Consider the following 24,471-nt stretch of genomic DNA (forward strand, 5'->3'; position numbering starts at 1 on the left):
GCTAGCCCGCAGCGCCCCGACCTCGCCGCAGGCCGCGTGCGTTCTCGATGTCCGACGTGTCACACCGAGATGGCGCGTTGATCGGGTTGCACCGCAATGTGCGCTGGTTCGGAAGGCGTACGACGTAATCCGAGATCGTGACGTCCGGCACGGGATAGTCGGTGCTCACGATCTGCGCACCGCTGTGGATGGCGGCGTCACTCCGAGACTGGTCTTCGGCACGCACTTCGACGCCGTCGGCGTCGGCTCTCGTGCGGACGATGAAGCCCTTCTCAACCAAGCGACGGATCTCGGCTTCCACCGGTTGGTCGTGCTCGATGAACGCCGCCGATGGTGCGTTCTCATAGGCCGGCACGAACATGGCCCGCCCCTCGAGGGACGGGTTGCCGTCGAGGTACTCCCGTCGCAGCGCGATGCGGTTGAGCACGACCACGAACTTGCCCCGCACCGCGTCGAGGGTCGGCCAACCTTTGTTCACGACTGCCTCACGCAACGTGGATTCGTTGCCACGCACGTCGTCGGGCGTCACGAGATCGTCCGGATGGAGCACCGACCGCACCGCCTTGTCGAGTCGGTTGAACGCGCGCTCGTCCCACGCGTCGCGCACCGGGTCGAACACGGGACTCGGGTCCTTGGGCTCCAGCAGGATGACGATCGGGATGTGGCCGGGATGCTGGTCAGACCAACGTCTCAGCCGCCGCAGGCACGCCGCGAGCGGACTGCAGTTCGAACGGTCGTCGAAGTACGGGTCGTGCCCCACGCTGAATCCGTCGGTGTTCGAGATGTCGAGCTCGACGCTGCGGATCCCCTGCTCGTCGAGCTGCACCTCGAGCTCCGGGTGCGCGTAGTTGCTCCACGCACCGGGGACGCCCGACGACGGGCGTCGGTGGTAGCTGTTGTGCGTGCCCAGGACCTGCACCTGGTTCAGGCGCAGCACGTCGTCAAGGGGATACGGACCGCGGCGTCGTACCGGCGTCGATGTGCTCGAGCTACACGCCGCGACCAGCGCGAGCGCCAGCACCGCCCCCCGTCGGCAGCGCCACCGCTTCAAGTGATGCCACCCCTTGCCAGACAATCCGATCCTTCGGCCGCGCCCGAACGTAGTCGCGGCAACCCGCCGATCTGCGCCGCCTACTGGATGAGCGTGGTCTCCTCGACTTGATCATCCGCGCATTGATCGACCGGACCATGCCCTCGATGTTGGTCCCTGCGGCTCCCAAGTCAGGTGGCGTCGGCCATCATTGCGCGCGCCGTCGCCGCGTTGCCGAGCATGGAACACTGAGCCCTGATGCCGTCGGAACCGCTGCCGTTGCTCGCCAGCGGGCGCGACGGTGACGTCTTCGAGTTCGGACCTGGGTTGGTGCTCCGACGGCCGCGCGACGGTCGCAACATCGAGCACGAGGCCCGCATCATGGAGCACGTCGGCGCCTTGGGGTTCCCGGTACCGAAGATCCGCGAGGTCCACGCGAATGGCACGGAGATCGTGATGGAGCGCATCGACGGCGGCAACATGCTCGACGTCATCTCCCGCCGTCCCTGGACACTCGCACGCCACGCGAAGGTGCTCGCCGACCTGCATCGCCGGCTGCACGACCTCCACGCGCCGAGCTGGCTCCCTCAGCACCCCGGTGGTGGCGATCGCATCGTGCACCTCGACCTCCATCCGCTCAACGTTCTCTACGGGCCGAGCGGCCCGGTGCTCATCGACTGGCCGAACGCGCAGCGCGGGCATCCCGAGACCGATCTTGCCCAGACGTGGCTCATCGTGGCGGCATCCGACACCTCCGACCAGGGTTTCGTTGCCCGGCTCGGCGCGCCGCTCCAGCGCTACTTCGCGTCCCGAGTGATCCGCGAGTTCGACCGACACACGATCGTGCCCTTCCTCCGACCCGTCGCCGAAGAACGGGCCAAGGATCGCAACGTTCGCCCCGGCGAGGTCGACGCGATGTTCCGCATCGTCGAGCGCGAAGAGCGCCGGCTGCGCTGACGCACTCGCGCTACTGATCTGCTCCCACGACCGCGGACAGGTGCCGTCGCCGACCTCTAGGGTTGCCGTGTGGCGGCGGGCGGCGATCGGGCTACGGGAGGTTCGGGCCTCGTCGCGATTCTCTTCACCGACCTGGTGGGGTCCACCGAGCTCGCCACCAAGCAGGGCGACGTGGCCGCCGATGCCCTACGCCGCGACCACTTCTCCCACCTGCGTGAGGCACTGGCTTCCACGGGTGGCATCGAGATCAAGACCATCGGCGACGCATTGATGGCGTCGTTCGCGAGCGCGTCCGACGCGCTCGGCGGCGCGGTCGCGATGCAGCGCGCCGTGGAACGCCACAACCGGCGGCTCACCGACGGCGCCCTCGAGATGCGCGTCGGCGTGAGTGTGGGGGACGCGGCGTACGAGGACGGCGACTGGTTCGGCACGCCCGTGGTGGAGGCGTCTCGTCTGTGCGCGGCCGCAGCAGGCGGTCAGATACTCGTCAGTGACCTCGTGCGTGCGCTCGCGGGCACGCGCCACGAAATCGCGCTCGAGACGCTCGGGCCGCGCGAGCTCAAGGGCCTCACCGAGCCGCTCGTCGTGTGCGAAGCGGTCTGGGAGCGGAGCGGTTCCGAAGTCACCGTGCCGCTGCCGGCGTTCCTGGAAGTGGCGGCGTCGTTCCCGTTCTCGGGTCGTAGCACTGAGCTCGAGCGGGTCACCACGCTATGGAAGGAGAGCGCCGAGGGCTCCCGACGCGTGGTGCTGGTATCGGGAGAGCCGGGCATCGGCAAGACGCGCCTCATCACCGAGCTGTGCCTCACCGCGCACGATCGCGGCGCAACCGTGCTGTGGGGCCGCTGCGACGAGGAGCTCGGGATCCCCTACGAGCCGTTCGCCGAAGCGCTGCGCCAGTACATCGCCTCGGTGGCACCCGAGCGGCTGCGCGCCGAGGTCGGTCCCCTGGGCGGCGAGCTCACGCGCATCGTGCCCGACCTTGCGGCACGCGTGCCCGGTCTCGCCGAGCCGCTCCAAGGTGAGCCCGAAGCGGAGCGCCACCGCCTGTTCGAGAGCGTGGTCGATCTGCTCGGAGAGATGTCGGTTGCCGCGCCGATCATCCTCGTGCTCGACGACGTGCACTGGGCCGACAAGCCCTCGCTCCTCCTGCTCCGCCACCTCCTGCGCGCCAACGCGCCGCTGCGACTGCTGGTGATCGCCACGTACCGCGACACCGACCTCGACCGCTCGCACCCGCTCAGCGACGTGCTCGCCGACCTGCGCCGCGAGGCGGGCGTCGAACGGCTCGATCTCCACGGTCTCGACGCCGACGACGTGAGCGCGCTGATGACCGCGACCGCCGGCCACGAGCTCGGCGAGGACGCGCTCGCACTTGCCCAGGCACTCGTCGACGAGACCGAAGGCAACCCGTTCTTCGTCGGCGAGGTCCTGTTGCACCTCGCCGAGACGGGCGCCATCGTGCAGCGCGACGGCCGCTGGACCACCAACGTCGCGCTCGGCGACATGAGCATCCCGGAGGGGATCCGCGAAGTCGTCGGGCGTCGCCTGTCGCGCTTGTCGGAGACGGCCAACCAGGCGCTCGTGCTCGGCGCGGTGATCGGACCGACCTTCGACATCCCGACGATCCAGGGCGCCGATGGCCCCACGGGAGAAGAGCTCTTCGACGCGCTCGACGAAGCCACGCGTGCCGCGATCATCCGGGAGGTCCCAGGAGTGGTCGGGCAGTACTCGTTCTCGCACGCGTTGATGCGCGCGGCGCTCTACGAGGAGCTCACCACCACCCAGCGGGTTCGCATGCACTTGCGCGTCGGTCAGGCGATCGAGGCGCGCCACGCCGCCAACATCGAAGATCACCTCGACGAGCTCGCGCATCACTACGGCGAAGGCGCGCTCGCCGGTGATGCGACCAAGGCAGTCGACTACGCACGGCGGGCCGGCGAGCGGGCAATGTCCGAGCTCGCGTTCGAGGCGGCAGCCCGCCACTTCGAGCGCGCGCTCGGCTCGACCGAGCTGCTCGAGTCACCCGATCCGGTGGCGCGCTGCGACCTGCTGATCACCTGGGCTCGTTCGCTCGCGGCCGGCGGCGACGACCGGCGCGCCAACGTCCGCAACCAGGCCGCAGATGCCGCGCGTAATCTCGATGATCCGGAACGCTTCGCGACGGCCGTGGTGTCAATCACTGAGCACTCGATGAACTCGTCGCGGATGGGTTTCGCCGACGACGAGTTCGTCGCGCTGCTCGAAGAGGCCCTCGAGCGCCTTCCGGAGGAGCCGTCGCCGATCCGCGCGCAGATCCTCTCGACCCTCGCGATGGAGCTGCAATGGACCCCGCAGTCCGAGCGCCGTCGCGCGCTTGCACGCGAAGCCCTCGAGATGGCCCGCGCAACGCAGGACGCGCAGGCGCTCACACTCGCGTTGGCGCGCGGTTGGACCCTGGTGGACGGGTCGCGCCCCTTCTGGGGCGAGCTCGAACTCTTGCTCGACGAAGCCGAGACCATTGCAACCGCGACCGACAACGCATCGGCGGCCGTGTATGTGCATCGCGTGAAGGCGTTTGCGGCTGGCGTCCGTGGTGACCGGGCTGAGATGGATCGCCGCCTCACCTTGGCGCGTCCGATCGCTGAGCGGCTGCGAGAGCCCGCGCAGCGTGCATACCTGCTGAGCGACGAAACGTGCTCGGAAGCGTTTGCCGGGAACCTCGAGCGTGCCGAGGCGCTCGCGCTCGAATGCGCGGAAGCGACGCGCGTCGCCGACTTCCCCGACGACGTGATCATGGCCGTGCTCGGCGCGCAGCTCTACATGATTCGGTTGTGTCAGGGCCGCGTCGGTGAGTTGACCGAGCTGCTCGCCCAGCGAGTGGTGGAATCACCCGGCGCGCCCGTATGGCGGGTGGCGCTCGCGGGTGCGCTCGTTGAGAGCGACCGGGTCGATGAAGCCCGTCCGCACTTCCATGCCCTGGCCGACGACGACTGCGCCGGGACTCCGCCCGACATCACGTTTCCCGTCGTGGTGTGTGGCCTGGGGCGAATCTCGTACCGGATCAAGCCCGACGCCGCGATCGTGCGCTCGATCTACGAGCATCTTGCGCCCTTCAGCGGCTACTTCAACTGGACGGGCGGCACGATCGCCGACGCCAACGACCTCGGACTCGCAATGGCTGCCGCCACCTTGGGTGACGACGACGCTGCCGACACGCACTTCGCGAAGGCGATCGAGCTGTGCGAGCGCGCTGGCGCGCGCGCATACGAAGCACGGTGCACGCTCGACTGGGCCCGCGTGCTCGACGGCCGGGGCGACGCCGAGCGGGCACGCCCGCTCGCCGAGCACGCGCTCGCGCTCGGCACCGAGCTGGGCATGGACGGTCCGTCAGGTGTCGTCCCCCGGGCGAGTGCCCTTCTCGCCTGACGGTGGTGTATCGTCGAGTCGTTCGCTGCTCTTGGGGAGCGACGCCGAGTTCGAGTTCTGTGGCCTGGACCCAGCTCTCGACTTGAGCCCTTCGCCTCTTCCCTGAGTCCAGGTGCTGGACGGTGCAGGAAGAGGTGGGGCACTGATGAACCGTCGAATCCGCGTGTGTGTCGGGCGCGCGACCACGTCGATGGTGGTGCTGTCGCTCGGGTTGGTTGGAGCGTTCGCGACTCCTGCGGGGGCATCGGACAAGAGCGCGGCTAAGAAGTTGTTACTCACGAAAGCCGACGTGGGCAGCGGGTACGACTCGCAGCCAGTTCTGGCCGGTGCTCCGGCCTCGGCTGGCGCCGAGGACTCGGCTCGGGTCGCGCTCGCCCAGTGTGTCGGCACGCCGGTACCGGATCCGACGGATCGGGTGGTCACCGCCGACGTCGCGGGTCTGCAGTTCGACAGCCCGGCAGAACTGGTTCCCGATGAGCTGCATCCGAAGGAGAGCATCTCCTCGATTGTGACGATCTTGAAGACCAAGGCCATGGCTGCTGCGGATTTTGCGTTCGCCTCGGATCCGCAGTTCCCGAGTTGTTTCGCGCAGCTGAACATCGCCGCCAACCCACTCAATTCGGCGGTGACGGCGGAGCCGGTCCCGGTCAAGCGCTACGGAAGCTCCACCGCTGCTTTCCGGGTGTCCTTCATCGCCCAGACTTCATTCGGGCCAACCCCGGGCACGCTTGTGTTCGTGGCGATCCGGCAGGGCCGCGCCGAGATCCTCGTGATCTTCGGCACCCTCGGTCAAAGCCGCGGCTTTGATCCAGCCGAGACGAGCGTGATCGCCTTCGACCAGACGAAGATGTACGAGATCCTCGACAAGCTCAAGCCCCGCCTCAAGCGCGCGCCGAAATAGACCGAGCGGCGACTTCGGCAAGGAAGCGAACTGACGTGCGGGTCGCAGTCGGGTCGGGTGGGTGCTCGCGGTGACGATCGCGGTCGTTGTCGGTGTCGTCGCACCTTTGGGGGCTGTCGACAAGAAGGGTCGGGTCACCGACTTTCTGGCAGCTGCGGGGCACCGGCTGACCTGCCTCTCTGCCTTGAGCAAGCTGTGCTCAGGGCACCTTCCCGACGAGGAAAGGTCGCGCTGCGTGTGACGCGGAGTTCGTTGGCAAACCGTCGGCGCGCTCGACGGGACCCATCTCCAAAGTGTGCCCTGACCAGCAAGAATGTGAGGCGGCGGCGGGAATCGAACCCGCGTCCAGGGTTTTGCAGGCGGAATGCAACCGTCCAGGCCATGCACCTGAGTCACGTTCTGGCTGATCAGCTCACTGCGACTGTCTATCCAGTATGCCTCAGCGCGCCTGAGCATCGGCGTGTTCGTTGGCAAACCGTTGGCAAGTTCCGACACGTCGCGCCGAGCCTCACAAGGTCGAGCGCTGGATTGTCTGTGCGAGAGTCCGCTCCCGCCAGCCTTGGGGGAAGATGGGGAGCGGCATGATCGTCGTCACCGTTGGGGAGGGACTGGATGAGTTTCACGACTCGGGAATGGTGGGCGCTGATCCACGGGATGGGATTCGGCGCACTCTTCCTGCTGGCGTTCGCGGGTGGGTTCGCTGGTCTCTACAGCTTGCGCCCCGATCTCGTGACGGCCGCGGGGGTGCAAGAGCGCATGCGCCGGCTGAGGTTCGGTGTCGTCGCGATGGCCGCGGCCGCGTGGGGCACGGTGATCACCGGTTCTTGGGTCGTATACCCGTGGTACCGGGAGGACATTCCATCCAGTCCGAGGTCCACGCTGTTAGCCGACGCCTCGACGGCCGATTGGCATGACTTCGGAATGGAATGGAAGGAACACATCGCCTGGATCAGCCCGATCCTGGCCACGGCGGTGGCGTTCATCGTCGTGTACTACGGGACGAACCTGATCCGTCACGATCGGGTCCGCCGCACCGCGATGACGCTGTTCGTGCTGTCGTTTGCGTGTGCGCTCGTCGCGGGCGCCTTTGGTGCCTTCATCACCAAGGTCGCACCAGTCAAGTGATCGCGCCGGCCGAATTTCAGGAGGAGCTTCGATGACCACCAAGTCGCCAAGTGGCGCTGCGGGCGCCGCGTTGACGGGGATCGAGTTCGAGGACAAGCCCGAAGGCCCGATTTCGGCGGCGATCATCGCGGCCGGCATCGGCGCGCTCGCATTGGGCATCTTCACGACACTTGCCGAGGCCAGCGAGTCGATCGCCAAGTTCTTCGAGTGGAGCGTGCGCGTCGGTCCGCTCTCGGGCAAGACGATCTCCGCCGTCATCGTCTGGCTGATCGCCTGGACGGTGCTGTACGTGTGGCTCAGGGCGAAAGCGTACGAAAGCCGCCGGGCGCTCACCATCGCGCTTGTGCTGGTGGCGCTCGGGCTCATCGGTACGTTCCCGACGTTCTTCCAGGCGTTCATACCCGACTGAGTCGCGCCGGGTCCGCATGAAGATCGCTCGGTGATCGTCTACGCGACGAGCTTGAATGCCCCGATCGCCGCGCCCACGCCGAGCAGCCAGACCGTGCTCGGGTTCCAACGCACGAGGACCAGCACTGCCGCGATGCCGATTCCCACGGTGATCACGTCGGGGAACGCAGCCCGGGCGAGGACGAGGGTCACACCTGCCATCAGCCCGAGTGACGCGGCGTTGACCCCGTCGAGCGCGGGACGGACCCAGGGGGTGTTCCGAGCCCACCCGACGATGCGGGTCAACAGCGCGACGAAGACGAACGACGGTAAGAAGATCCCGACGGTCGCGACGACAGCTCCTGGGAGGCCCGAGACTTGGAAGCCCAGGAACGTAGCCGTCGTGAACACCGGTCCGGGAGTGATCTGCCCGATCGCGACCGCGTCGAGGAGCTCCTGCTTGGTCACCCATCCGAGGTGCTGCACCAGGTCGCGCTGCAAGAACGCGAGCAGCACATAACCGCTGCCGTAGAGCACGCTGCCGATCTTGAGGAACACGAAGAAGAGCCGCGCGAGCTCCGGGTCCACAGTCGTTCGGGCACGCGCGACGAGGACTCCAAGGCCGCCGGGCGCGACGAGGAGCGCGCCGAGGAGTGCAGTCGACCCCCCTGGAGGTTTCGCCCGCCACGCACTGACGAGGATGCCGCCAAACGCGCCGGCCGCGAGCAGTAACAGCTCGTTGACACCGACCAAGTAGAGCGCCATGACCGCGGCCGTGGTCGTTCCCAGCGCGAGTGTCTTGATCGCGGTGCGGGCCAGTCCCCACAGGGCCTGGCCGATGATCGCCATGACGACCGGCAGCACCCCGTAGCTCAAGTCGACGAATGCGGCCGAACGCCCGTACTCGGAATAGAGCCACGCGAGGCCGGTCACAATGACCGCTGCAGGCAAGATGAACGCAACCCCCGCGACCACCAGACCCCGGGCGCCGGCTCGGCGCGCGCCCAAGTGGATCGCGAGCTCGGTCGAGTTCGGGCCCGGAATCAGGTTCGTCGCACCCACGAGATCGAGGAACTCTTGGTCGTCGACCCAGCCGCGCTGCTCGACGACCTCGCGCCGCATCATCGCGACGTGCGCCGCAGGACCACCGAACGCGGTCAACCCCAACCGAGCGAACAGGCACCCGACCTCCGCGACACGGCTTCGATCGGCCCGATCCACCCCCGGACGATATCGGTTTCCGATATCGTTCTGCGATATCAGCAGTTACCATCAGAGCGTGCGGGAGTTCACGCGTGGCGCGGTGCGACTCCACATCCTCCACCACGCCGCCCGGCACGATGTCCACGGCGCGTGGATGCGGACCGAGCTCGCGCATCATGGCCATCGCATCAGCCCCGGAACCCTCTATCCAACCCTTCACCGCATGGAATACGAAGGACTGCTGCGATCACGCCCCGTCGTCGTCGACGGCCGCGCCCGCCGCGTTTACCGAGCCACTGCACGCGGTCGGCGAGCCCTCGAGCAGTCTCTCGCCGCTCTGCGTGAGCTCGCTACCGAACTGCTCGAATCCTGACGTGCCAACCGGAGGCGCAACCCAATTGCAAGTGCGATGCACTCTGCGTCCAGGGTCTCGCGAAGACGCGCCGTCCGTCTATCTGGTGATCTGCAGTGCCGTTGAGCGTCCCTGGTTCAGCGCCGCGTCCACCGCGCAATGCTCCGTCGCAGCGTGTGACGCGGAGTGACGCGGAGTTCATTGGCAAACCACTATCGGGCACAAAGGTTCACCGACCCGGAAACGTGCTCTGACTAGGAGAAACTTGGAGGCGGCGGCGGGAATCGAACCCGCGTCCAGGGTTTTGCAGGCGGAATGCCACTGTCCAGGCTGTGGCATTGAGTTGCGTTCTGGCTGATCAGCTCGCTATGGGTGTCCACGCAGTATGCCTCAGCGCGCCTGAATGTCGGCGTGTTCGTTGGCAAACCATTGGCAAAGATTCGGGCCCCGCGCCGGGTGGCTCCTGGTTCGCTGGTCTTGAGGTGGTGGCGGAGTGCTTCACGGATCACTTCCGATACCGGCACCCCTTCGTCCTCGGCTCGGCGAACGAGAAGCTCCTTCATCTCGGTGGTGCACTCGTGGGGAGCAAGGTGCGTCCAGCCTTCAAGCGGGTCGGCTGCCGTCGCGGTGCGGCCGCAGGCTATGCATCGGATTCGAGTAGATGGACAAGAGGATGGGCAGGATCACAACCCTGAACATCGCCACCGGCGGCGAGGTACGTTGAGAGCGGCTGGGGAGGCCGTTGTCTCGACGCGTGGCTTCAACTTCAGACGTTGACCGCGCTCGTACCTGACGATGCTCGAGTCGACGACGCGGCACTCGCGGAACGACTAGGACTCGCCGACATCGTGTACGGCACCACTGCACGGGGTGCTCCCACAACCTGATCACGAAGACTCTGCGCCAACGGCGCGGTGGGCACGTGAGGCCGCCGCGGCTGCCGAGTACTTCGCAAGGGGCGACGAATGACCCGGGTCCCATCCAGGCTCCGGACACTGTGCGTCGTGGTGTTGGCGACGGGAGCAGTCTTGACCATGCCCACGCCCACGAGCGCGGGTGAGCAACCCTCCGCGCACGCCTTCGACCCGCTCGAGCTGCCAGGCGTGGAGAAGATGAAGGCCACGGCGCGCGCCGGTGATCGACCCCGCTTCACATGGGCCGCCGTCGATGACGCGACTGAGTACACGCTGGTGGTGCAGAACCTCCGCGGCCGTCCGTATTGGGCGTGGCGCGGCGTCGAGACCACGGTCTTCCTCGGCGGCGTCGACGAGCCGTCCGACGATGCGGTCGGCCCGGTGATCACCAAGGCGGCACAGTGGCAAGTGATCGCTTACGCCGCGGACGGGAGCATCGTGGGCGCCTCACTATGGCGGGTCGTTCGACCACGCTGAGCCCTGGCACCGCGCCGGTGAATGGGCATCAGCTGATCACTGCGTGTACGCGACCCTTGACCCGTTGGAGGTCGTCGCGGTAGTCGATCGAAAAGCACACTTCGTCGTCACTGAATTCGAGCACGCGTGCCTTCGCTCGCGCACCGGCTGTCGTTGCGTGTGCGCCGCCGCCGGAGTCCACGGTCACAGTGATGACGTCCCGGGGGGTCTTGAGCCGCTTGCCGGGTGCGAGATCGCCGGTCTCGGGACGCAAGAAGATGGTCACGACGGCCTCGCCTTGCGGCGCCGCGATCGTCGAGCCGAGGTCATCGGGATCGAGCGCATACGTCGCGAGGTACGCCGTGGTGTTGCGCGCGGTCCCGAAGTCGAAGGCCAAGCCCCGCTTCACCTCATCGCCACGGAGGCCCACACCTGGCTGGCCGGTGGCCGAATCCTCGCTGCGCGTGATCGAACCAGCAAATGGCTTCGCCGGGCACCCGTTCGTACCCGCGGTTGCGGATGACGACTCAAGAACCAGAGTGCTCGCCACGACGAGCACGACAGACACGATCCGCAACCGCACGACGAAGACCCTAACGACCCCCGGCGTACGCTGCGGGCATGGTCGAGCTTCTCACTCGCTCCCGATCCACTCGTTGGTCGGGCGCGGCGGCGTTCGTCCCAACCGTTGTGCGGGTCGGTGCCGGGGGGTTCTTCGTGGCCACCGGTGCTGGGAAGTTCCTCGATTACTCGCACGAGGTCGACGAGTTCCGCCGTTTCGAGGTTCCGCTTCCGGACATCGCTGTACCCCTCGTCGGGATCCTTGAGATCGTCGGTGGCGCGCTGCTGATTGTTGGTTTCGCCACGCGGTTTGCCGCGGGCACCCTCGCGCTGAACATGGTCGGTGCCCTGCTGACCGCCGGTCGCGTCGTCGGGGGAGACTTCCATCTCATCTACGCGCCCACGCTGCTCGTACTCATGCTCGTGCTGGTCTGGGTTGGTCCGGGTCGCTCTTCGGTTGACAACCACCTCCACCGGGCGCACGCCAGGTTGCCAAAGTCGGGCGACGCCCGCACGGACTGAACGACCGTCAGGTCAGCACCGGACCGCCGGTGGACCCGCTGATCAGGGTCCGCCAGGGGTTCAGAGTTCACGGCGGGGAGTTGTCGCGATCGTCTTGGCGCATCGCGGTTGCGATTTCTTCAGCTCCCCCGAAGCGCAGACGCGGCGGCTGCCCCCATGGCTCAAGCCTCCGTCGGCGCACACGCGCGTGTGTGCGCGGCAGCGTAAGGAGGCATGCCGCGTGCATCGAGTTACGAACCCTCTCTCAACGAGAGCGGCCAGCGCTCTGCCTTGATCAAGCAGCGCTACTTGCACGGCGCCCGGGCTCGCGACTCAATGGCGCTGCAAGTCCTCGCCAGGGTCTTCAAAACTCTGGACGTTCGTCCACGTGGCGCTATTCCGTTCTATGTAGTGCGCTCACGTGCCCCGTTGTCGTCGCTTCGGTCGGGGTGCCGCGCCGTTTGCCAACGGAATCGTTGGCAACTCGATGGCAAGAGCGAGCGGCCGCGCACTCGAAAGAGCGCGTTGACCAGCACAAACGTTGGAGGCGGCGGCGGGAATCGAACCCGCGTCCAGGGTTTTGCAGGCGGACTCCCAATGTCCAGGGTGTGGCGCGGAGTTGCGTTCTGGCTGATCAGCTCACTGTTGTCGTCTGCCCAGTATGCCTCAGCGCGCCTGAGGATCGGCGTGATCGTTGGCAAACCATTGGCAAGACGCGCGCACCTACGCCGGGCGGAAGTCGGTCATGCGACCACCGTGAGGCGGCCGCGGAGACCGAGACCGCGCAGCGACTTCCATCTCCGGTCGGTGGTCAGCAGGTGGTCGGCGTCGAGCTCGACTGCAGTTGCGATCACGAGCGCGTCAGGCAAGCGCAAACTCGGGTGGCGTGCGCGGAGGGTGGCCGCGCGACGGGCGATGTCGCGCGTGGCGTCGGCAACCACAACCGGCAACGCGTCGAGGGCAGCGTCAAGGCGGGCGACCACCGCCTCCCCTTGAGCGGCAGGGCGCACCAGAATCTCCGCATACGCCGACGCGGGGACCACGAACTCGTCGCCGCGGTCGCGGGCGGCACCCAGGGCTCGGGCCGCGGCACCATGGCGGGCGTCGCTCGCGTCGAGCCCTGCGATCACGACGCCCGCGTCGAAGACACTCAAGCCCATTCTTCGCGCAATGCGTCGAGGTCGAAATCGTCGTACGCGCCGGTGAACAAGCCGAGGAACTCGTCGAGCGGCTCGGCTTCGCGCTCGAGCAGAACTCGGCCGGCGCCTTCAGCGCGAGCCCGGAGACGATCACCGGGCCGAAGCCCCGCGGCCTGCATAGCGTCAACCGGGATCGTCACCTGATGCTTGGCACTGATACCGGTAGTTCCCCGCCGACGCTGTTTCCTTACTATTTTTGTCATAAGTAAAGAATACCACCCGAGCACGGTGCTGCTTCGTGCCGTCAAGGCACCGCGCGATGCTCGACAAGCTCAAGCCTCGCCTCAAGCGCGCGCCCAAGTAGACAACGCAGCTCAGTACCGGTCGAAAGACCTACGACCGCCAGCTCGGCGGTTTGGGACTACTCGTTCAGGGCCGTCATGAGCGCGTCGACGGCTTCGGTCCATTGTGCTTCGGGTGCCTCCAACACGACGAGGGCTGGCGTTTCTCCCGGCGGATTCACAATCACATAGCGGCGCACGAGACGCTCCCCTTGCACCGTTACCGACAACGTGATCACGGTGCCCGTGAGGCTTTCTCTGGATCCAAGCGTCACATCGGTCGGGCCGTCGACGAGCTCGGGATCCGAACCTCCGGCGTTCTTGAATCGCTTCACCAGCGGCTTCAAGCCCAGCTTGGTGCTCGGAACTCCGACGACTTGCGCGCGCGGGCCCGACGGAATGGCAGCGCTGAGATCGGCCTCGACTTCCGCGATGACGGTGCCGTCTGCGCTCGCGAACCAACCATCTGGCGCTACGAGCGTGACCGGCAAGGGCCCGGCGGACTGCGCGCGCGACGCGGCCATCGCAGCCACACCCGCGCCGACACCGAGCGCCAGCACGACGAGCGCCATGAGGACGCGGTTCGCGTTTCTCATGGCGTTGGCGCGCTCGCGACGGCGTCTCTCAGCGCTACGACGCGGATGAGGGTCCTCAGGGCGTCAGCCGCTTTGGCGTCGCCCGGCGGCTTCAGCGCCGCACCGGCGACCAGCGCGAACGCGGGCCCATCGACCAGGCTGCGCACGCCAGGGAATACAGGTTGACCCTTTGCATCGATTGCGGATAGCACCTCCGCAACAACCACGGCCTTCGCAATGCTCTTGCGCACGGCGACGGGTGCGTCCGGAAATGCACGCTCGAGCGAGCGAAGGGTCTTGTCGAGATTCTTGCTGAGCGCGTCAGCCGACAGCGTGCCGGTCACTCCAAGCGCCCCGTTCCTGATCTCCACGGCGCACTCATTGCCAGGGAACGCGGTCGACAGCAGGAAGTCGAGATCGTCGTAGATTGCGGCCTCCTGCTTCGTGGCCTCCTGATCTCCTGCGCGCACGAATGAGCACGGCGGTTCCTCGCAAGGACCGCTCTGACACGTCAGTGTGAAGGGGTAGGCGCCGGTCGGAGTGACGAGCTCACCTTTGAGGACGGCGAGGGTGCGCCGGCTGAACGCGAAGGACGCCGTCCCGTCGACGATCGTCGGCGGACCTCCCTCGACCTGGTTCGGCTCCTGGATGTGGACGGTGCCGTCGAGCGTGGACCCGTCGAAGGTGGCCGTCACGATCCCGACGAGCTTCGAGTGGGTTGCGGTCCCGTGGTATTCGCCCGTGTACCCACCCTGGCCGTCGCCGGTGAAGGTCCAAGGAGTGCCGTCCTGCGCGGTCCAGCCCCCGGAAAGGTCCTCGGTCCGCTTGGCCTGTGCGCCAGCAGTGCCACTGAGCCCCGGAGCGACAAGGGCCATCACAAGTGCCGCCACCACGGCGGCGCAGCGCCAGGTCGTGTTGCGAGGTCCCACGGTGAGCCTGCCCCCTGTCATCTCCGGTGAGGACTATTGCGCCTACAAGCTCGACGCGCCAGATCCGTTGACGAGCGCGAAGCGATCCACCGAGTACGCCCGTCTTAGATTGAGTTGATGCCGCTGACCGTCGAGTCGACCTTGCGGGCCAACCGCTCAGAGGTTTGGGCGGCCGTCTCGACCATCCGTGGCGTCAACTGCGAAACGCACCGTTCGTCCGCATGACCGACCCCACGGATGGTGCGCCCTTCGGCACCGAGCCGTGGCGGGGCGCCGCACCGGTGCTCTGGCAGCTCCTCTTCGGGATCATCCCCGTCGACCGCCAGGGAGTCGAGCTGGTCGCCTTCCCTGACGGACGTGGCTTCCGTGAGTCCTCGTCCAGCTGGTGGCACCGTGTCTGGCGACACGAGCGCACCCTGCTGGACGGTCCCGATGGGTGAATCGTGCGCGACGTCGTGGAGATTGAGAACCGGCTCGGACTGCTCGCTCCGATCGAGCGGCGGGCGGTGGACGCGACGTTCCGCCGTAGACATCGGCGGTTGCGTCACCGATTCGGCTGAGCCGCTACGCACAAACAACTGGAGGCGGCGGCGGGAATCGAACCCGCGTCCAGGGTTTTGCAGCGGCTCTAAGGCTGTCCGTCGAGTATCGCTGAGTCGCGTTACCGCTGCTCAGGTGCACTCTCTGTCCGTCTGATGCTGCCACGTGTCGGCGCGTATCGCCACGTTTGATTCGCAAATTGATTCGCAAGCGGCCTCCCGAAACCAGGCAATGTGTAGACGTGCCGACAGTGATCCATGGCGACGACGTGATGCCTCTTCTGCTCGTGGCTTGCCCGTCATTCACCGATGTTTGGAAGCAGATCGAATCCGAGAACGGGCCTGATTCGCCTGGTGAATCACGGCTTCACTACGTCGACGCCATTGAGTTCGCGGCGCATTTGGTTGGGCAGCTTCGTGCAGGAAACCGCACCGAGGTCAGCGCAGCGTTCGTGGTCATCGAACGGCTTCACCTAGAGGGCGATGCTTACGTGCGAGAACTCGCGACAATCGGCTATCTCGAGGGTCTCCTCGACCTCGACGACCCGGATCGATTCAAGGAGTACCTCGGTCCCGAGAGCCAGAGGTGGTGGAGAGGACTTATCGCGTTCTGGTCCGGAAAGATCCCCACCGTCCAGGCAATCGACTGAGTGGAAACGGCCTCTTCTCGCGTTCGTCTGCACAGGTACTGGCACGAATATGGGGTGGCCCGATTACGGTTTCCGCCGTGCCACGAGAGATGCCAACCGCGTTCGGGAAGCTCATGCTTCGTAAGCCGGTCCTCACCGCGGCGATCGCGTTCATCATGATTGCGATCATCGTCACAGGTTCAACGCGGGGCGACGACGATCTCGGCTCATGGGTCGGTTTCGTCGCGGCAGCCTTCATGCTGTACGGCGCAGCCCTGTCATGGTTCTTCCCGAAGATCGTCCATCGTTCGCCGGCAGATGTCATCGAGGTAACGATGGCGAGCGCGATCAGCGCGGCGGGCATCGGTTTGGTTGCCTGGATCCTCGGGCAATCGGAGGGATTCCTTTTTGGCGGTGCCATCGAGAGCGCGGTATTGGTTGTCTACGTGCTCGTTCGTGCAACACGCGCAGACGCTGCCTCTGCAGTGAACCCATCGGAACCCTGACAGGCAGGACGAGCCAACCTTCCTCCTGCGCGCTCAGCAGCCACTTCGCCACGATCGAGTTGCATACACAATTGCAAGTTCCGCCCTCCGGGCGGAACTTGCGTGGACGATGTGGTCGCGAAGGGGTCGACCACACGATGTTTTGCTCATCGTGAATTCCCTGCTGCCGCGCTTTGTGGCGCGCTCCCCTCATCGCGACCTCATCGCGCGGCCTCATCGCCGCGAGGATGAGCCTTCTTGAGCGCATCGCCGATCGCGTCGGCGGCGACGCGATCGAGGGCGCGGCGTCCGTGGGCATAGATCGATGTGGTCCGGATGTTCGAATGGCGGAGACGGTCGCGTACGACGGTCATGGGCACGCCGGCGGACGCGAGCTCGGTGCCGTGGAAGTGGCGCCAGTCGTGCAGGCGGATGTGGTCGAGACCGAGCTTCTTGCGGAGCCGCTCCCACTGCCCGCCGAAGTGGTCTGGGTGCCACGGCGCTCGTCCCCCGGGCTCAGGCGAAAACACGTACGAGTCGTCGTTGAAGGCGATGCCGAACGCGAATGCGTTCTCGATGGCTCGCACTCGGAAGCGCTGGAGCGTCTCGACGGTCTCGTTGTCGATCGCGAGACGCGCGTTCGCATGGGTCTTGGTGCCCTTCTCGAGGACCTGCGTGGGATCGATCTCGACTGGCGCAAGGCCGCGGTGCACATGGACGTCGCCGTTGTCGAGATCGACGTCACACCAGTGCAGCGCGGCTGTCTCGCCGCGCCGTGTCCCCAGCGCGGCCGAGAGGCGGAGGAACACATGCAGCTCTTCGTCGAACTCCTGCGCAGCCTGGAGGGCGAGAGCAATCTCTTCCGGCTCGGGCGCCCGCATCGCCTTGAGGACCGCTCTCGGTGCGCGCACGTGGGCCAGCGGACTCACGGGCAGCCAACCCCAGCGGACGGCCGTCGACAGGATCCCCGAGAGCAGCGTGTGGATCTTGCGCACCGTCAGCGGCGAGAGCGGCGGCGGGCCGGCCATCAACTTCGCGTACCAACGCTCGATCTCGAGCGGCTTCAGCTTGTCGATGCGGCGCGAGCCGAACGTCGGCAGCACGTAGCGCCGGAGCATCCCTCGATACCCGATCCGCGTGTGCGGGCTCAGGTGGCTCGTGCACGCCTCCCACCATTCGTCGACGAGCTCGCTCAGTCTCGCTTTCGACGTCGACCGGGCCTGGCCGCTGTCGGCCGCGGTGATCAGCTGCGCGAGCCGCTTCTCGGCATCTCGGCGCGACCCACGGACGGTCTCCACGATGTATCTGCGCTTGCCGCTCCCGTCGACCCCGGCGTACACGCGCAGCTCGTACGACGTGCCGCGCGATCCCTTCCGAACTCTGATGTGTCCTCGCACGAGGCCTCCGAGTGATTCGCAAATTTGATTCGCAAGTGCCCTGACACGGCCTCACGACTTGCGTCACTCGGATCGGAACTGGCCTCTGAACTGCACAAACAACTGGAGGCGGCGGCGGGAATCGAACCCGCGTCCAGGGTTTTGCAGACCCTTGCCTGAGCCACTCGGCTACGCCGCCAGAACCGTTGAGATTAGTGGGCCGGACGTCGAGCGACTCCGATGATGTGCGGTGCAACGGGCGCCGCGAAGATCGCCGGCCGGAACGTGAGCCGGCGGCTGCGCTCGATCTCGAATCCGGCATCGCCGATCGCTGCGGCCGTCTCACGGCTCGTGTGGCACCCACCGAAGAGGTGCGGCCACATCACGTCGAGCGCGCGCTGCACCGAGCCAAGGACCGCGTTGGCCGACCGAACGTGCTCATAGAACCGGAGCTCGCCGCCGGGGCGCATGACCCGGCGCATCTCGGCGAGCGCCTTCGGGAGATCGCGCACGGAACACAGCATGAGTGACGCGACGACCGCGTCGAACGCGCCATCCGGTGCGGGCAGCTCACCTGCGGTGCCATCGACCACGGTCACCGTCACCGCCGCGTCGGCCGCAGCCTTCTCCGCGATCGCGCGCAGGTGCGGCTCGGGCTCGACCGCGAGCACCTCGGTCACCGTTGCGGGATAACGCTTGAAGTTCAGCCCGGTGCCAGCGCCGACCTCGATGACCCGTCCGGAGAGACCGGCAAGGAGCTCCTCGCGATGCTTGCGCGCGCCCGCGGCATCCATCTGTGGAGCGAAGCGCGAGTAGATCTTGGCGAAGATCGGGTGGCGAACCTGTTCTGCTCCCACGACCCGAGGCTATGCGGCCTACGATCCGACCCGTGCGCCTCGGAGGGAGGCGAACGGCAGGGTGCGTGCTCGCTCTTGCCGTGCTCGCCGCATGCTTGCTGCCAGCGTCAGGATCGTTCGGCGCCATTCGCCGCGACGTGCCGGCCAGCTCGTGCGACTGGCCCATGTGGGGTCGGACCATCGAGCGCACCTTCGCGACGGAGTGCCCCGGGCTCACTCCTGAGAACGCGGCCGACCTCAAGCGCATCTGGTTCTTCAACACGTTCGACGTGGTGACGGCCACGCCGGCAGTGGTCGGCAACACGGTGTACGTGGGTGACTGGTCAGGTCGCTTCTATGCGGTGCGCCGGTCGAACGGCAAGAAGAAATGGACGTACGCGACCAAGCCGCACGCACGCGTGTACGCCGGACAGATCGTCTCATCGGCCGCGGTCGAGCTCGTCGACGGCGTCCGCACCGTGTACTTCGGTGGCGGCAAGACGCTGTACGCGCTGCGAGCCCGCGACGGCAAGCTCCTCTGGAAGCACGAGATCGGCGCGCCAGGGGATGGCGCGGACTACTCCGAGATCGAATCCTCTCCGATCGTGGTCGACAACCTCGTCATCGTGGGGTGGGACGTGCACAACGATCCGAGTGGCCGCCCGGCGGGGGTGCTGGCGCTCGACGCGGCGACGGGCGAGGAGGCGTGGACCTCTGTACTGGCCCCGACCGAGGGCGACAGCGCAACCGGCAGCGGCTGCGCCGATGTATGGGGTTCGCCCACCGTCGACATCGATCTGCGCTTCGTGTACGTGGGCACCGGCAACTGCGTCACCACCGAGGGGTGGGGACGCTTCGCGGAGGCAATCGTCGCGCTGCGACTCGACGACGGGTCGGTGGCGTGGTCCTACCAACCACACGAGCAGAACAAGGACGACTTCGACTTCGCCGGCGCGCCCAACTTGTTCGAGACCGCGGACGGGCGCGCGCTCGTCGGGCTCGGCAACAAGGACGGCAACTACTACACCGTCGACCGCGCGACCGGCGAGGAGGTGTGGCAGACGCACGCCGCCGATGCCGGGCTACCCGAGCCGGGCAGCAACTTCTCGACTGGTGGGTTCATCGGAGGCACCGCGTACACCGAGGGCATCATCAGCGGCGGGACAGCAGTCGGCGGATCGCCGTTCCTCCATGCGCTCGACGCCACATCGGGCGAGATCATCTGGCAGCAGCCGGAGGCCGCCGCGACCTATGGCGCTGCCGCGGTGGCGAACGGCGTGCTCGTGATCGGCGGCACCGACTTCACGATCCGCGCGCTCGACGTCGCGACCGGCGAGGTCCTGTGGCGCGAAGAGGTCAGCGGCGCGGTGTCCGGCGGCGCGGCGATTGTTGACGATGACGTCATCGCAGTGGCCGGGATCCGTGAGCCCGGCGTCGGAAATCGGAGTCGGACGAGCGGCGTCTACAAGTTCTCGCTGCACGGCAAGCCGGTCACGAGCACGACCGGCGAGACGAAGCCCGCACCCACCGCAACCACCATCGCAGGGGCCATCCCCGACTGCGTCAAGGCGCCGTGCAACGTGGCGTTCGACCTCAAGCAGCCGCCGGCCGGCACGAACCCGACCATGACACTCGAGCTCACGCTCGATCCGTGGCGCGCGGAGATCCGAACGACCGGGTTCGGGCCGCCCGAGACATGGCTGCGCGCGGGGAGCCCGGCTGCTACCGACGGAGCCACTCGCTTCGGCGTGTTCATCTCCGAGAGCGACGACAACCCGCAGGGCGGGCTGCTCTGCATCTTGGAGGCCGACGGCTCGTGCGTGTCGTCGAAGATCCCACGACCCGGCGCGGCCTACAACCGCATCTCGGTGCTCGCGATCACCGATTCCGATGAGCTGCCGTCGACCGCACAAGGATTCGACCGGCTCGTGACCACCAAGTCGTTCAACCCGTTGCTCGTGCCGGTGGCCGGCAAGAGCAAGGGGAAGAAGAACAAGTAGGGAGAAGCAATGAAGCGTGCACTGATGACAGCTGTCGTGGTGACCGGATTGCTCGGCATCGTTGCCGCGTCGCCCGCGACCGCCGGCGGCAAGGAAGCCGGCACCGGGGTGATCGTGCTCAGCGGTCAGGGCAACGATCTCGACGCCTACAGCGGAACCGAGCCGTTCAAGCACCAGCTCGTGATCCAGAACCACAACGCCGACCCGAAGGGACGCGACATCAACGCGCAGATCTGCTTCTTCCCCGATGGGAAGACGTTCATCGCCGGCGAGGACACCGGCCAGCCCGACCCGCTCCAGGGGTGGGGCATCTTCAAGATGAAGGGCACGAAGGTCGGCAAGCTCAAGACCAAGCAGATCGGCAAGCTCCAGCCCACGTACCAGGGCGCGAGCGACAACGCCGAGAACTACGGCTGCGGGATCCTGTCCGACGGCCGCGTCGTCACCTCCGACATCGGCAACCAGGCCGCCGGGCCTGAGAACGGTCAGCTCATCGTGTGGTTCCCACCCTTCACGGCCGGCTTCGAAGAGCTCGGCGCTCCCACGAACGGCACCAACGGCGACGTTCCGTTCTGCAAGATCGACATCGCCATCGGAACCGCGGGGAGCATCCAGATCGACAACGAGGACCGCATCCTCGTGTCGTCTGCACGCGGCGCGACCACCGGTGTGCTGCGCTACACGGGACCGTTCCCCACGTCTGACGATGCTGAAGGCGGTTGCGGCAAGACCGACAGCACCGGCGCACCGCTGGCCGACAGCGTGACCAAAGAGCAGTTCATCGGCACCGACAACGAGCTGGCGACGCCGAATGGGCTCGCGCCAACCGGTGACGGTGGTTGGTACGTGGCGAGTGTGATCAACGGCCGCATCAACGAGTACGACGCCGACGGCAACTTCGTGCGCACCGTGCTCACCCCGCCCGCGGGTGAGGTGCTCGGGGCAGAGCCGTTCTCGACCGGGACACCGCTCGGGATCGGCGTCGCGCCCGACGGAACCCTCTATTACGCCGACATCAGCATCGTCATCGACGGCACCAACATCGGCCCCGGCAACGGGACCGGCCGCGTGTTCCGGCTGCGCTTCGTCGACGGCGAGCCCCAGGCGCCCGAGCAGATGGCCGATGGCCTGGCCTTCCCGGACGGCATCGGCATCTACGTCCCCAAGAAGAAATGACCCGTCGGCTCCCCTGCCGGACGGGGGCTGAGCGCCGGTAGCATCGGAGGCCGTGACCCCCGGCGTGCAACTGCTGGCTGTCGGCGCGGCCGCGCCCGCGTGGCGCCTTGCTGCGTCTGAGGCCGCTGCCGCCTGGGGGCGCAAGGGCGGCAAGGGGCAGTCGGCCGTCTGTGCGCCCGACGAAGACGTCCTCACTCTCGCGGCCGAAGCGGCCACCCGGGCGCTCGCGGTCTCCGAGCTCCAGACCGACATCGTCGACGGGCTCTGGTGGGGCACGTCACGCCCGCCGTTCGCCGAGGGTCCGAGCCATGCGGTGCTCGCCCGCGCGATCGGTCTCTCCCACCGTTCGAGCGGCGCGCTCTGCTCGGGCTCGCCGCACGCCGGCATGGAGGCGCTGCTCGGCGCCGCCGACGCGATCGGCGCCGGCTCCGCACGAGTGGCGCTCGTCGTGGTGTCCGATGCGATCGTGCCCGGGCTCGGCACGCCGTACGAGGCGCGCGCCGGAGCCGGCGCGGCTGCCGTCGTACTCGTCTCGCATGGTGGCGACGCCTCGATCGGCGCTCGCGTCACCCGCACGTTCCCCTTCCTCGATCGGTACCGCGGTGACGGCGAGAGCGGCACGCGAGACCTCTACGACGCCCGCCTGTTCCGCGAAGAGGTGTTCGTGCCGACGCTGCGTGAGCTCGGTGAGCAGCTCGCGGCGCTCGACGTGCGCGCGTGGTCGCTCCCCGATCCCGACGGTCGCCTCGGTGGCGTCGTCGCGAAGCAGCTCGGCACGTCGACCCCGGTGTCCGACGCGGTCTACACCGAGCTCGGCGACACCGGCGCCGCGGCTGCCTTGCTCGGCGGCATCGGCGCGCTCGATGCGGCCGGGACGGTCGCGATCGTGGGTTGGGGTGGCGGACGCGCGACGGGGATCGAGATCAATGTGAAGTCGCCGGTGCGCGGCGCGGCCACCGTTGCGCACTCGATCACCGCCGGACGGCCTGCTTCCTATGCGGACGTGCTGCGCGCTCGCAACCAGCTCGTTGCGTCGGGTGAGACGGTGCAGATGGCGGTCCCGCCCGAGAGCGCGCAGTTCGTGCGCGGCGCCGACGAGATGCTCGGCCTCATGGGCGCCCGGTGCGTGGACTGCGGCACCATCAATACCCCGCCGTCGATCCACCCGCATTGCACGTCGTGCGGCAGTGCGAAGTTCGTGCTCACCTCACTCGCCCGTCGCGGGAAGGTCCACACGTACGTAGTGAACCACACGATGCCCGCGCCGTTCGTCGCGCCACTCCCGATCGCGGTGATCGATCTCGAAGACGGCGCGCGCGTGATGCTCCAGGTCGTGGGCGACGGGTCCGATCTTGCGGTCGGTTCCGACGTCGAGCTGGTGCTGCGGAAGTACGCGCACGAGCGTGGCGTACCTGTCTACGGCTACAAGGCGCGCGCTACCGATGGGCCGGTCGAGGTGGAGGAAGCCGAATGAGCTGGAACCGGGTCGCGGTCGTGGGCGCCGGGCTCATCAAGTTCGGCGAGCTGTTCGAGCAGAGCTACGAGCAGATGGCCTCCGACGCCTTCTCGGCCGCGGTGGAAAGCGTGGACGCCGGCTTCGAGCCCGAGCAGGTCGAGGCCGCGTTCGTGGCCACGCAACGCGGCACCCTCTGGGGTCAAGAAGGCATCGGCGGCAACACGATCCCGTCAGCCATCGGGCTGTCAGGCATTGCCTGCACCCGCATCGAGAACGCCTGCCCGTCAGGGTCCGACGCCTTTCGCGTCGGGGCGATGGCCGTGGCGAGCGGTGTGCACGACGTCGTGCTCGTGATCGGCGTCGAGAAGATGCGGGACAAGTCGACCGAAGAGGGCCTGCTGGCACGCGCCGCGTCCGGCCATCCGATCTTCACTCGTGGCGAGACCGCGCCCGTGCTGTTCGCTCCGTTCGCCACCCGTCACATGCACGACTTCGGCACGACGCGCGAGATGCTCGCATCCGTTGCCGTGAAGAACCACCACAACGGCGCGCTCTGCCCGTACGCGCACTTCCAGAACGAGATCACCATCGAGGACGTGCTGGCGTCGGCGCCGGTCTGCCACCCGCTCCACCTCCTCGACTGCTGCCCCCAGACCGACGGCGCCGCGGCGGTGCTCCTCGTGAACGCCGACCGCGCTGAGCAGTTCACCGACAAGCCGGTGTACGTGGCCGGCTTCGGCGTGGCGACCGACCACCCGTACCTGCACGAGAAGACGAGCTTCACCTCGCTGAAGGCCACGCAGATGGCAGCCGAACGTGCCTACGCGATGGCCGGCGTCGAGCCAGGGCAGATCGACATGGCAGAAGTCCACGACTGCTTCACGATCACCGAGATCCTCGACATCGAAGACCTCGGCTTCGTCGACAAGGGCAAGGGCGGCGTCGCCTCACTCGACGGGGAGACATCGCTCACGGGTCGCATCCCGATCAACACGTCGGGTGGACTGCTCGCCAAGGGTCACCCGATCGGCGCGACCGGCGTCGCGCAGCTCACCGAGTGCTGGTGGCAGCTGCGGGGCGAGGCCGACGCCCGCCAGGTGGAGATGCGCAATGGGTACGCGCTCCAGCACAACGTGGGCGGTCGCGGCTCCGGCGTCTCGGTCGTGAACATCCTCACCAACAACCGGCCCTGACCGGC

25 protein-coding genes and 1 tRNA gene are annotated in these 24,471 nt (G+C 67.2%); 15 read left to right on the forward strand and 11 right to left on the reverse strand.

All coding sequences use genetic code 11. The features are described 5' to 3' along the window. Position 1: 1 nt before the first annotated feature. Positions 2-937 (reverse strand): Ca2+-dependent phosphoinositide-specific phospholipase C, encoded by a 936-nt coding sequence (locus WEE69_04480; GenBank protein ID MEX1144547.1) that lies wholly within the window; start codon positions 935-937, stop codon positions 2-4. A 351-nt stretch (positions 938-1,288) separates the two neighbouring features. Here WEE69_04480 and WEE69_04485 point away from each other — a divergent pair, with 351 nt between their 5' ends. The 5 genes from WEE69_04485 to WEE69_04505 all read left to right on the forward strand — a co-directional run bounded on the left by WEE69_04485 (position 1,289) and on the right by WEE69_04505 (position 7,827). Continuing rightward, positions 1,289-1,987 carry a phosphotransferase gene (locus tag WEE69_04485; GenBank protein MEX1144548.1) on the forward strand — a complete coding sequence of 233 codons (699 nt, stop codon included), beginning with the start codon at positions 1,289-1,291 and terminating at the stop codon, positions 1,985-1,987. Positions 1,988-2,056: 69 nt separating this feature from the next. Next, the gene (locus WEE69_04490) at positions 2,057-5,392 is read left to right on the forward strand and encodes an AAA family ATPase (GenBank protein MEX1144549.1); all 3,336 of its coding nucleotides are present in this window, start codon (positions 2,057-2,059) and stop codon (positions 5,390-5,392) included. A 190-nt stretch (positions 5,393-5,582) separates the two neighbouring features. Then, positions 5,583-6,293 (forward strand): hypothetical protein, encoded by a 711-nt coding sequence (locus WEE69_04495; protein ID MEX1144550.1) that lies wholly within the window; start codon positions 5,583-5,585, stop codon positions 6,291-6,293. A 612-nt stretch (positions 6,294-6,905) separates the two neighbouring features. Next, a complete protein-coding gene (locus WEE69_04500) occupies positions 6,906-7,418 on the forward strand; it encodes a hypothetical protein (GenBank protein ID MEX1144551.1) in 513 nt (170 codons plus the stop codon). 31 nt (positions 7,419-7,449) lie between these two features. After that, entirely contained in the window at positions 7,450-7,827 is a 378-nt protein-coding gene (locus WEE69_04505) for a hypothetical protein (protein ID MEX1144552.1), read from the forward strand. A 38-nt stretch (positions 7,828-7,865) separates the two neighbouring features. Here WEE69_04505 and chrA read toward each other — a convergent pair whose 3' ends face one another. Continuing rightward, complete coding sequence (gene chrA / locus WEE69_04510; protein ID MEX1144553.1) at positions 7,866-9,026, reverse strand: chromate efflux transporter; 1,161 nt, start codon at positions 9,024-9,026, stop codon at positions 7,866-7,868. A gap of 58 nt (positions 9,027-9,084) precedes the next feature. On the opposite strand from chrA, the gene WEE69_04515 reads away from it, so the two are divergent. After that, positions 9,085-9,381, forward strand: coding sequence for a PadR family transcriptional regulator (locus tag WEE69_04515; protein ID MEX1144554.1), 297 nt, complete (start codon positions 9,085-9,087; stop codon positions 9,379-9,381). 233 nt (positions 9,382-9,614) lie between these two features. Here WEE69_04515 and WEE69_04520 read toward each other — a convergent pair whose 3' ends face one another. Next, entirely contained in the window at positions 9,615-9,923 is a 309-nt protein-coding gene (locus WEE69_04520; protein ID MEX1144555.1) for a ribbon-helix-helix domain-containing protein, read from the reverse strand. A gap of 471 nt (positions 9,924-10,394) precedes the next feature. Here WEE69_04520 and WEE69_04525 point away from each other — a divergent pair, with 471 nt between their 5' ends. Continuing rightward, entirely contained in the window at positions 10,395-10,751 is a 357-nt protein-coding gene (locus WEE69_04525) for a hypothetical protein (GenBank protein MEX1144556.1), read from the forward strand. A 28-nt stretch (positions 10,752-10,779) separates the two neighbouring features. On the opposite strand, the gene WEE69_04530 is transcribed toward WEE69_04525, so the two are convergent. After that, positions 10,780-11,313, reverse strand: a complete 534-nt coding sequence (locus tag WEE69_04530; GenBank protein MEX1144557.1) for a hypothetical protein — start codon at positions 11,311-11,313, stop codon at positions 10,780-10,782. Positions 11,314-11,351: 38 nt separating this feature from the next. On the opposite strand from WEE69_04530, the gene WEE69_04535 reads away from it, so the two are divergent. Beyond that, positions 11,352-11,813: a DoxX family protein gene (locus tag WEE69_04535; protein MEX1144558.1), complete on the forward strand. Its 462-nt coding sequence runs from the start codon at positions 11,352-11,354 to the stop codon at positions 11,811-11,813. A 722-nt stretch (positions 11,814-12,535) separates the two neighbouring features. Here WEE69_04535 and WEE69_04540 read toward each other — a convergent pair. The 4 genes from WEE69_04540 to WEE69_04555 form a co-directional block, all read right to left on the reverse strand. After that, the gene (locus WEE69_04540) at positions 12,536-12,946 is read right to left on the reverse strand and encodes a type II toxin-antitoxin system VapC family toxin (protein MEX1144559.1); all 411 of its coding nucleotides are present in this window, start codon (positions 12,944-12,946) and stop codon (positions 12,536-12,538) included. After that, the gene (locus WEE69_04545) at positions 12,943-13,131 is read right to left on the reverse strand and encodes an AbrB/MazE/SpoVT family DNA-binding domain-containing protein (GenBank protein ID MEX1144560.1); all 189 of its coding nucleotides are present in this window, start codon (positions 13,129-13,131) and stop codon (positions 12,943-12,945) included. Before WEE69_04545 ends, WEE69_04540 begins: the two co-directional genes overlap by 4 nt. A gap of 221 nt (positions 13,132-13,352) precedes the next feature. Then, positions 13,353-13,868 (reverse strand): hypothetical protein, encoded by a 516-nt coding sequence (locus WEE69_04550; GenBank protein ID MEX1144561.1) that lies wholly within the window; start codon positions 13,866-13,868, stop codon positions 13,353-13,355. Further along, the gene (locus WEE69_04555) at positions 13,865-14,776 is read right to left on the reverse strand and encodes a hypothetical protein (protein MEX1144562.1); all 912 of its coding nucleotides are present in this window, start codon (positions 14,774-14,776) and stop codon (positions 13,865-13,867) included. Before WEE69_04555 ends, WEE69_04550 begins: the two co-directional genes overlap by 4 nt. 221 nt (positions 14,777-14,997) lie before the next feature. On the opposite strand from WEE69_04555, the gene WEE69_04560 reads away from it, so the two are divergent. The 3 genes from WEE69_04560 (at position 14,998) to WEE69_04570 (ending at position 16,450) form a co-directional block, all read left to right on the forward strand. Continuing rightward, positions 14,998-15,216, forward strand: a complete 219-nt coding sequence (locus WEE69_04560; protein ID MEX1144563.1) for a hypothetical protein — start codon at positions 14,998-15,000, stop codon at positions 15,214-15,216. Between the two features lie 341 nt (positions 15,217-15,557). Beyond that, on the forward strand, positions 15,558-15,965 hold the full coding sequence (locus WEE69_04565; protein ID MEX1144564.1) for a hypothetical protein: 408 nt from the start codon (positions 15,558-15,560) through the stop codon (positions 15,963-15,965). Between the two features lie 77 nt (positions 15,966-16,042). Next, positions 16,043-16,450: a hypothetical protein gene (locus WEE69_04570; GenBank protein MEX1144565.1), complete on the forward strand. Its 408-nt coding sequence runs from the start codon at positions 16,043-16,045 to the stop codon at positions 16,448-16,450. A gap of 200 nt (positions 16,451-16,650) precedes the next feature. Here the strand turns inward: WEE69_04570 and WEE69_04575 are convergent, their stop codons facing one another. The 3 genes from WEE69_04575 to WEE69_04585 form a co-directional block, all read right to left on the reverse strand. After that, positions 16,651-17,826, reverse strand: a complete 1,176-nt coding sequence (locus WEE69_04575; GenBank protein MEX1144566.1) for a site-specific integrase — start codon at positions 17,824-17,826, stop codon at positions 16,651-16,653. 103 nt (positions 17,827-17,929) lie between these two features. Continuing rightward, a tRNA-Cys gene (locus tag WEE69_04580) sits at positions 17,930-18,004 on the reverse strand. Positions 18,005-18,017: 13 nt separating this feature from the next. Then, entirely contained in the window at positions 18,018-18,662 is a 645-nt protein-coding gene (locus WEE69_04585) for a class I SAM-dependent methyltransferase (protein ID MEX1144567.1), read from the reverse strand. 32 nt (positions 18,663-18,694) lie between these two features. Between WEE69_04585 and WEE69_04590 the strand changes: the two genes are divergently transcribed. From WEE69_04590 to WEE69_04605, 4 genes are read left to right on the forward strand one after another with little or no spacing between them, the layout of a single operon-like run. Beyond that, positions 18,695-20,641 (forward strand): PQQ-binding-like beta-propeller repeat protein, encoded by a 1,947-nt coding sequence (locus WEE69_04590; GenBank protein MEX1144568.1) that lies wholly within the window; start codon positions 18,695-18,697, stop codon positions 20,639-20,641. A 24-nt stretch (positions 20,642-20,665) separates the two neighbouring features. Continuing rightward, positions 20,666-21,817, forward strand: coding sequence for a hypothetical protein (locus tag WEE69_04595; protein ID MEX1144569.1), 1,152 nt, complete (start codon positions 20,666-20,668; stop codon positions 21,815-21,817). Between the two features lie 52 nt (positions 21,818-21,869). Next, on the forward strand, positions 21,870-23,291 hold the full coding sequence (locus tag WEE69_04600) for an OB-fold domain-containing protein (protein ID MEX1144570.1): 1,422 nt from the start codon (positions 21,870-21,872) through the stop codon (positions 23,289-23,291). Next, positions 23,288-24,466 carry a thiolase domain-containing protein gene (locus WEE69_04605; GenBank protein MEX1144571.1) on the forward strand — a complete coding sequence of 393 codons (1,179 nt, stop codon included), beginning with the start codon at positions 23,288-23,290 and terminating at the stop codon, positions 24,464-24,466. The genes WEE69_04600 and WEE69_04605 overlap by 4 nt, the downstream gene beginning before the upstream one ends. Positions 24,467-24,471: the final 5 nt, after the last annotated feature.

It is taken from the genome of Acidimicrobiia bacterium (assembly GCA_040881685.1).
Lineage (GTDB): Bacteria > Actinomycetota > Acidimicrobiia > IMCC26256 > PALSA-555 > SHVJ01.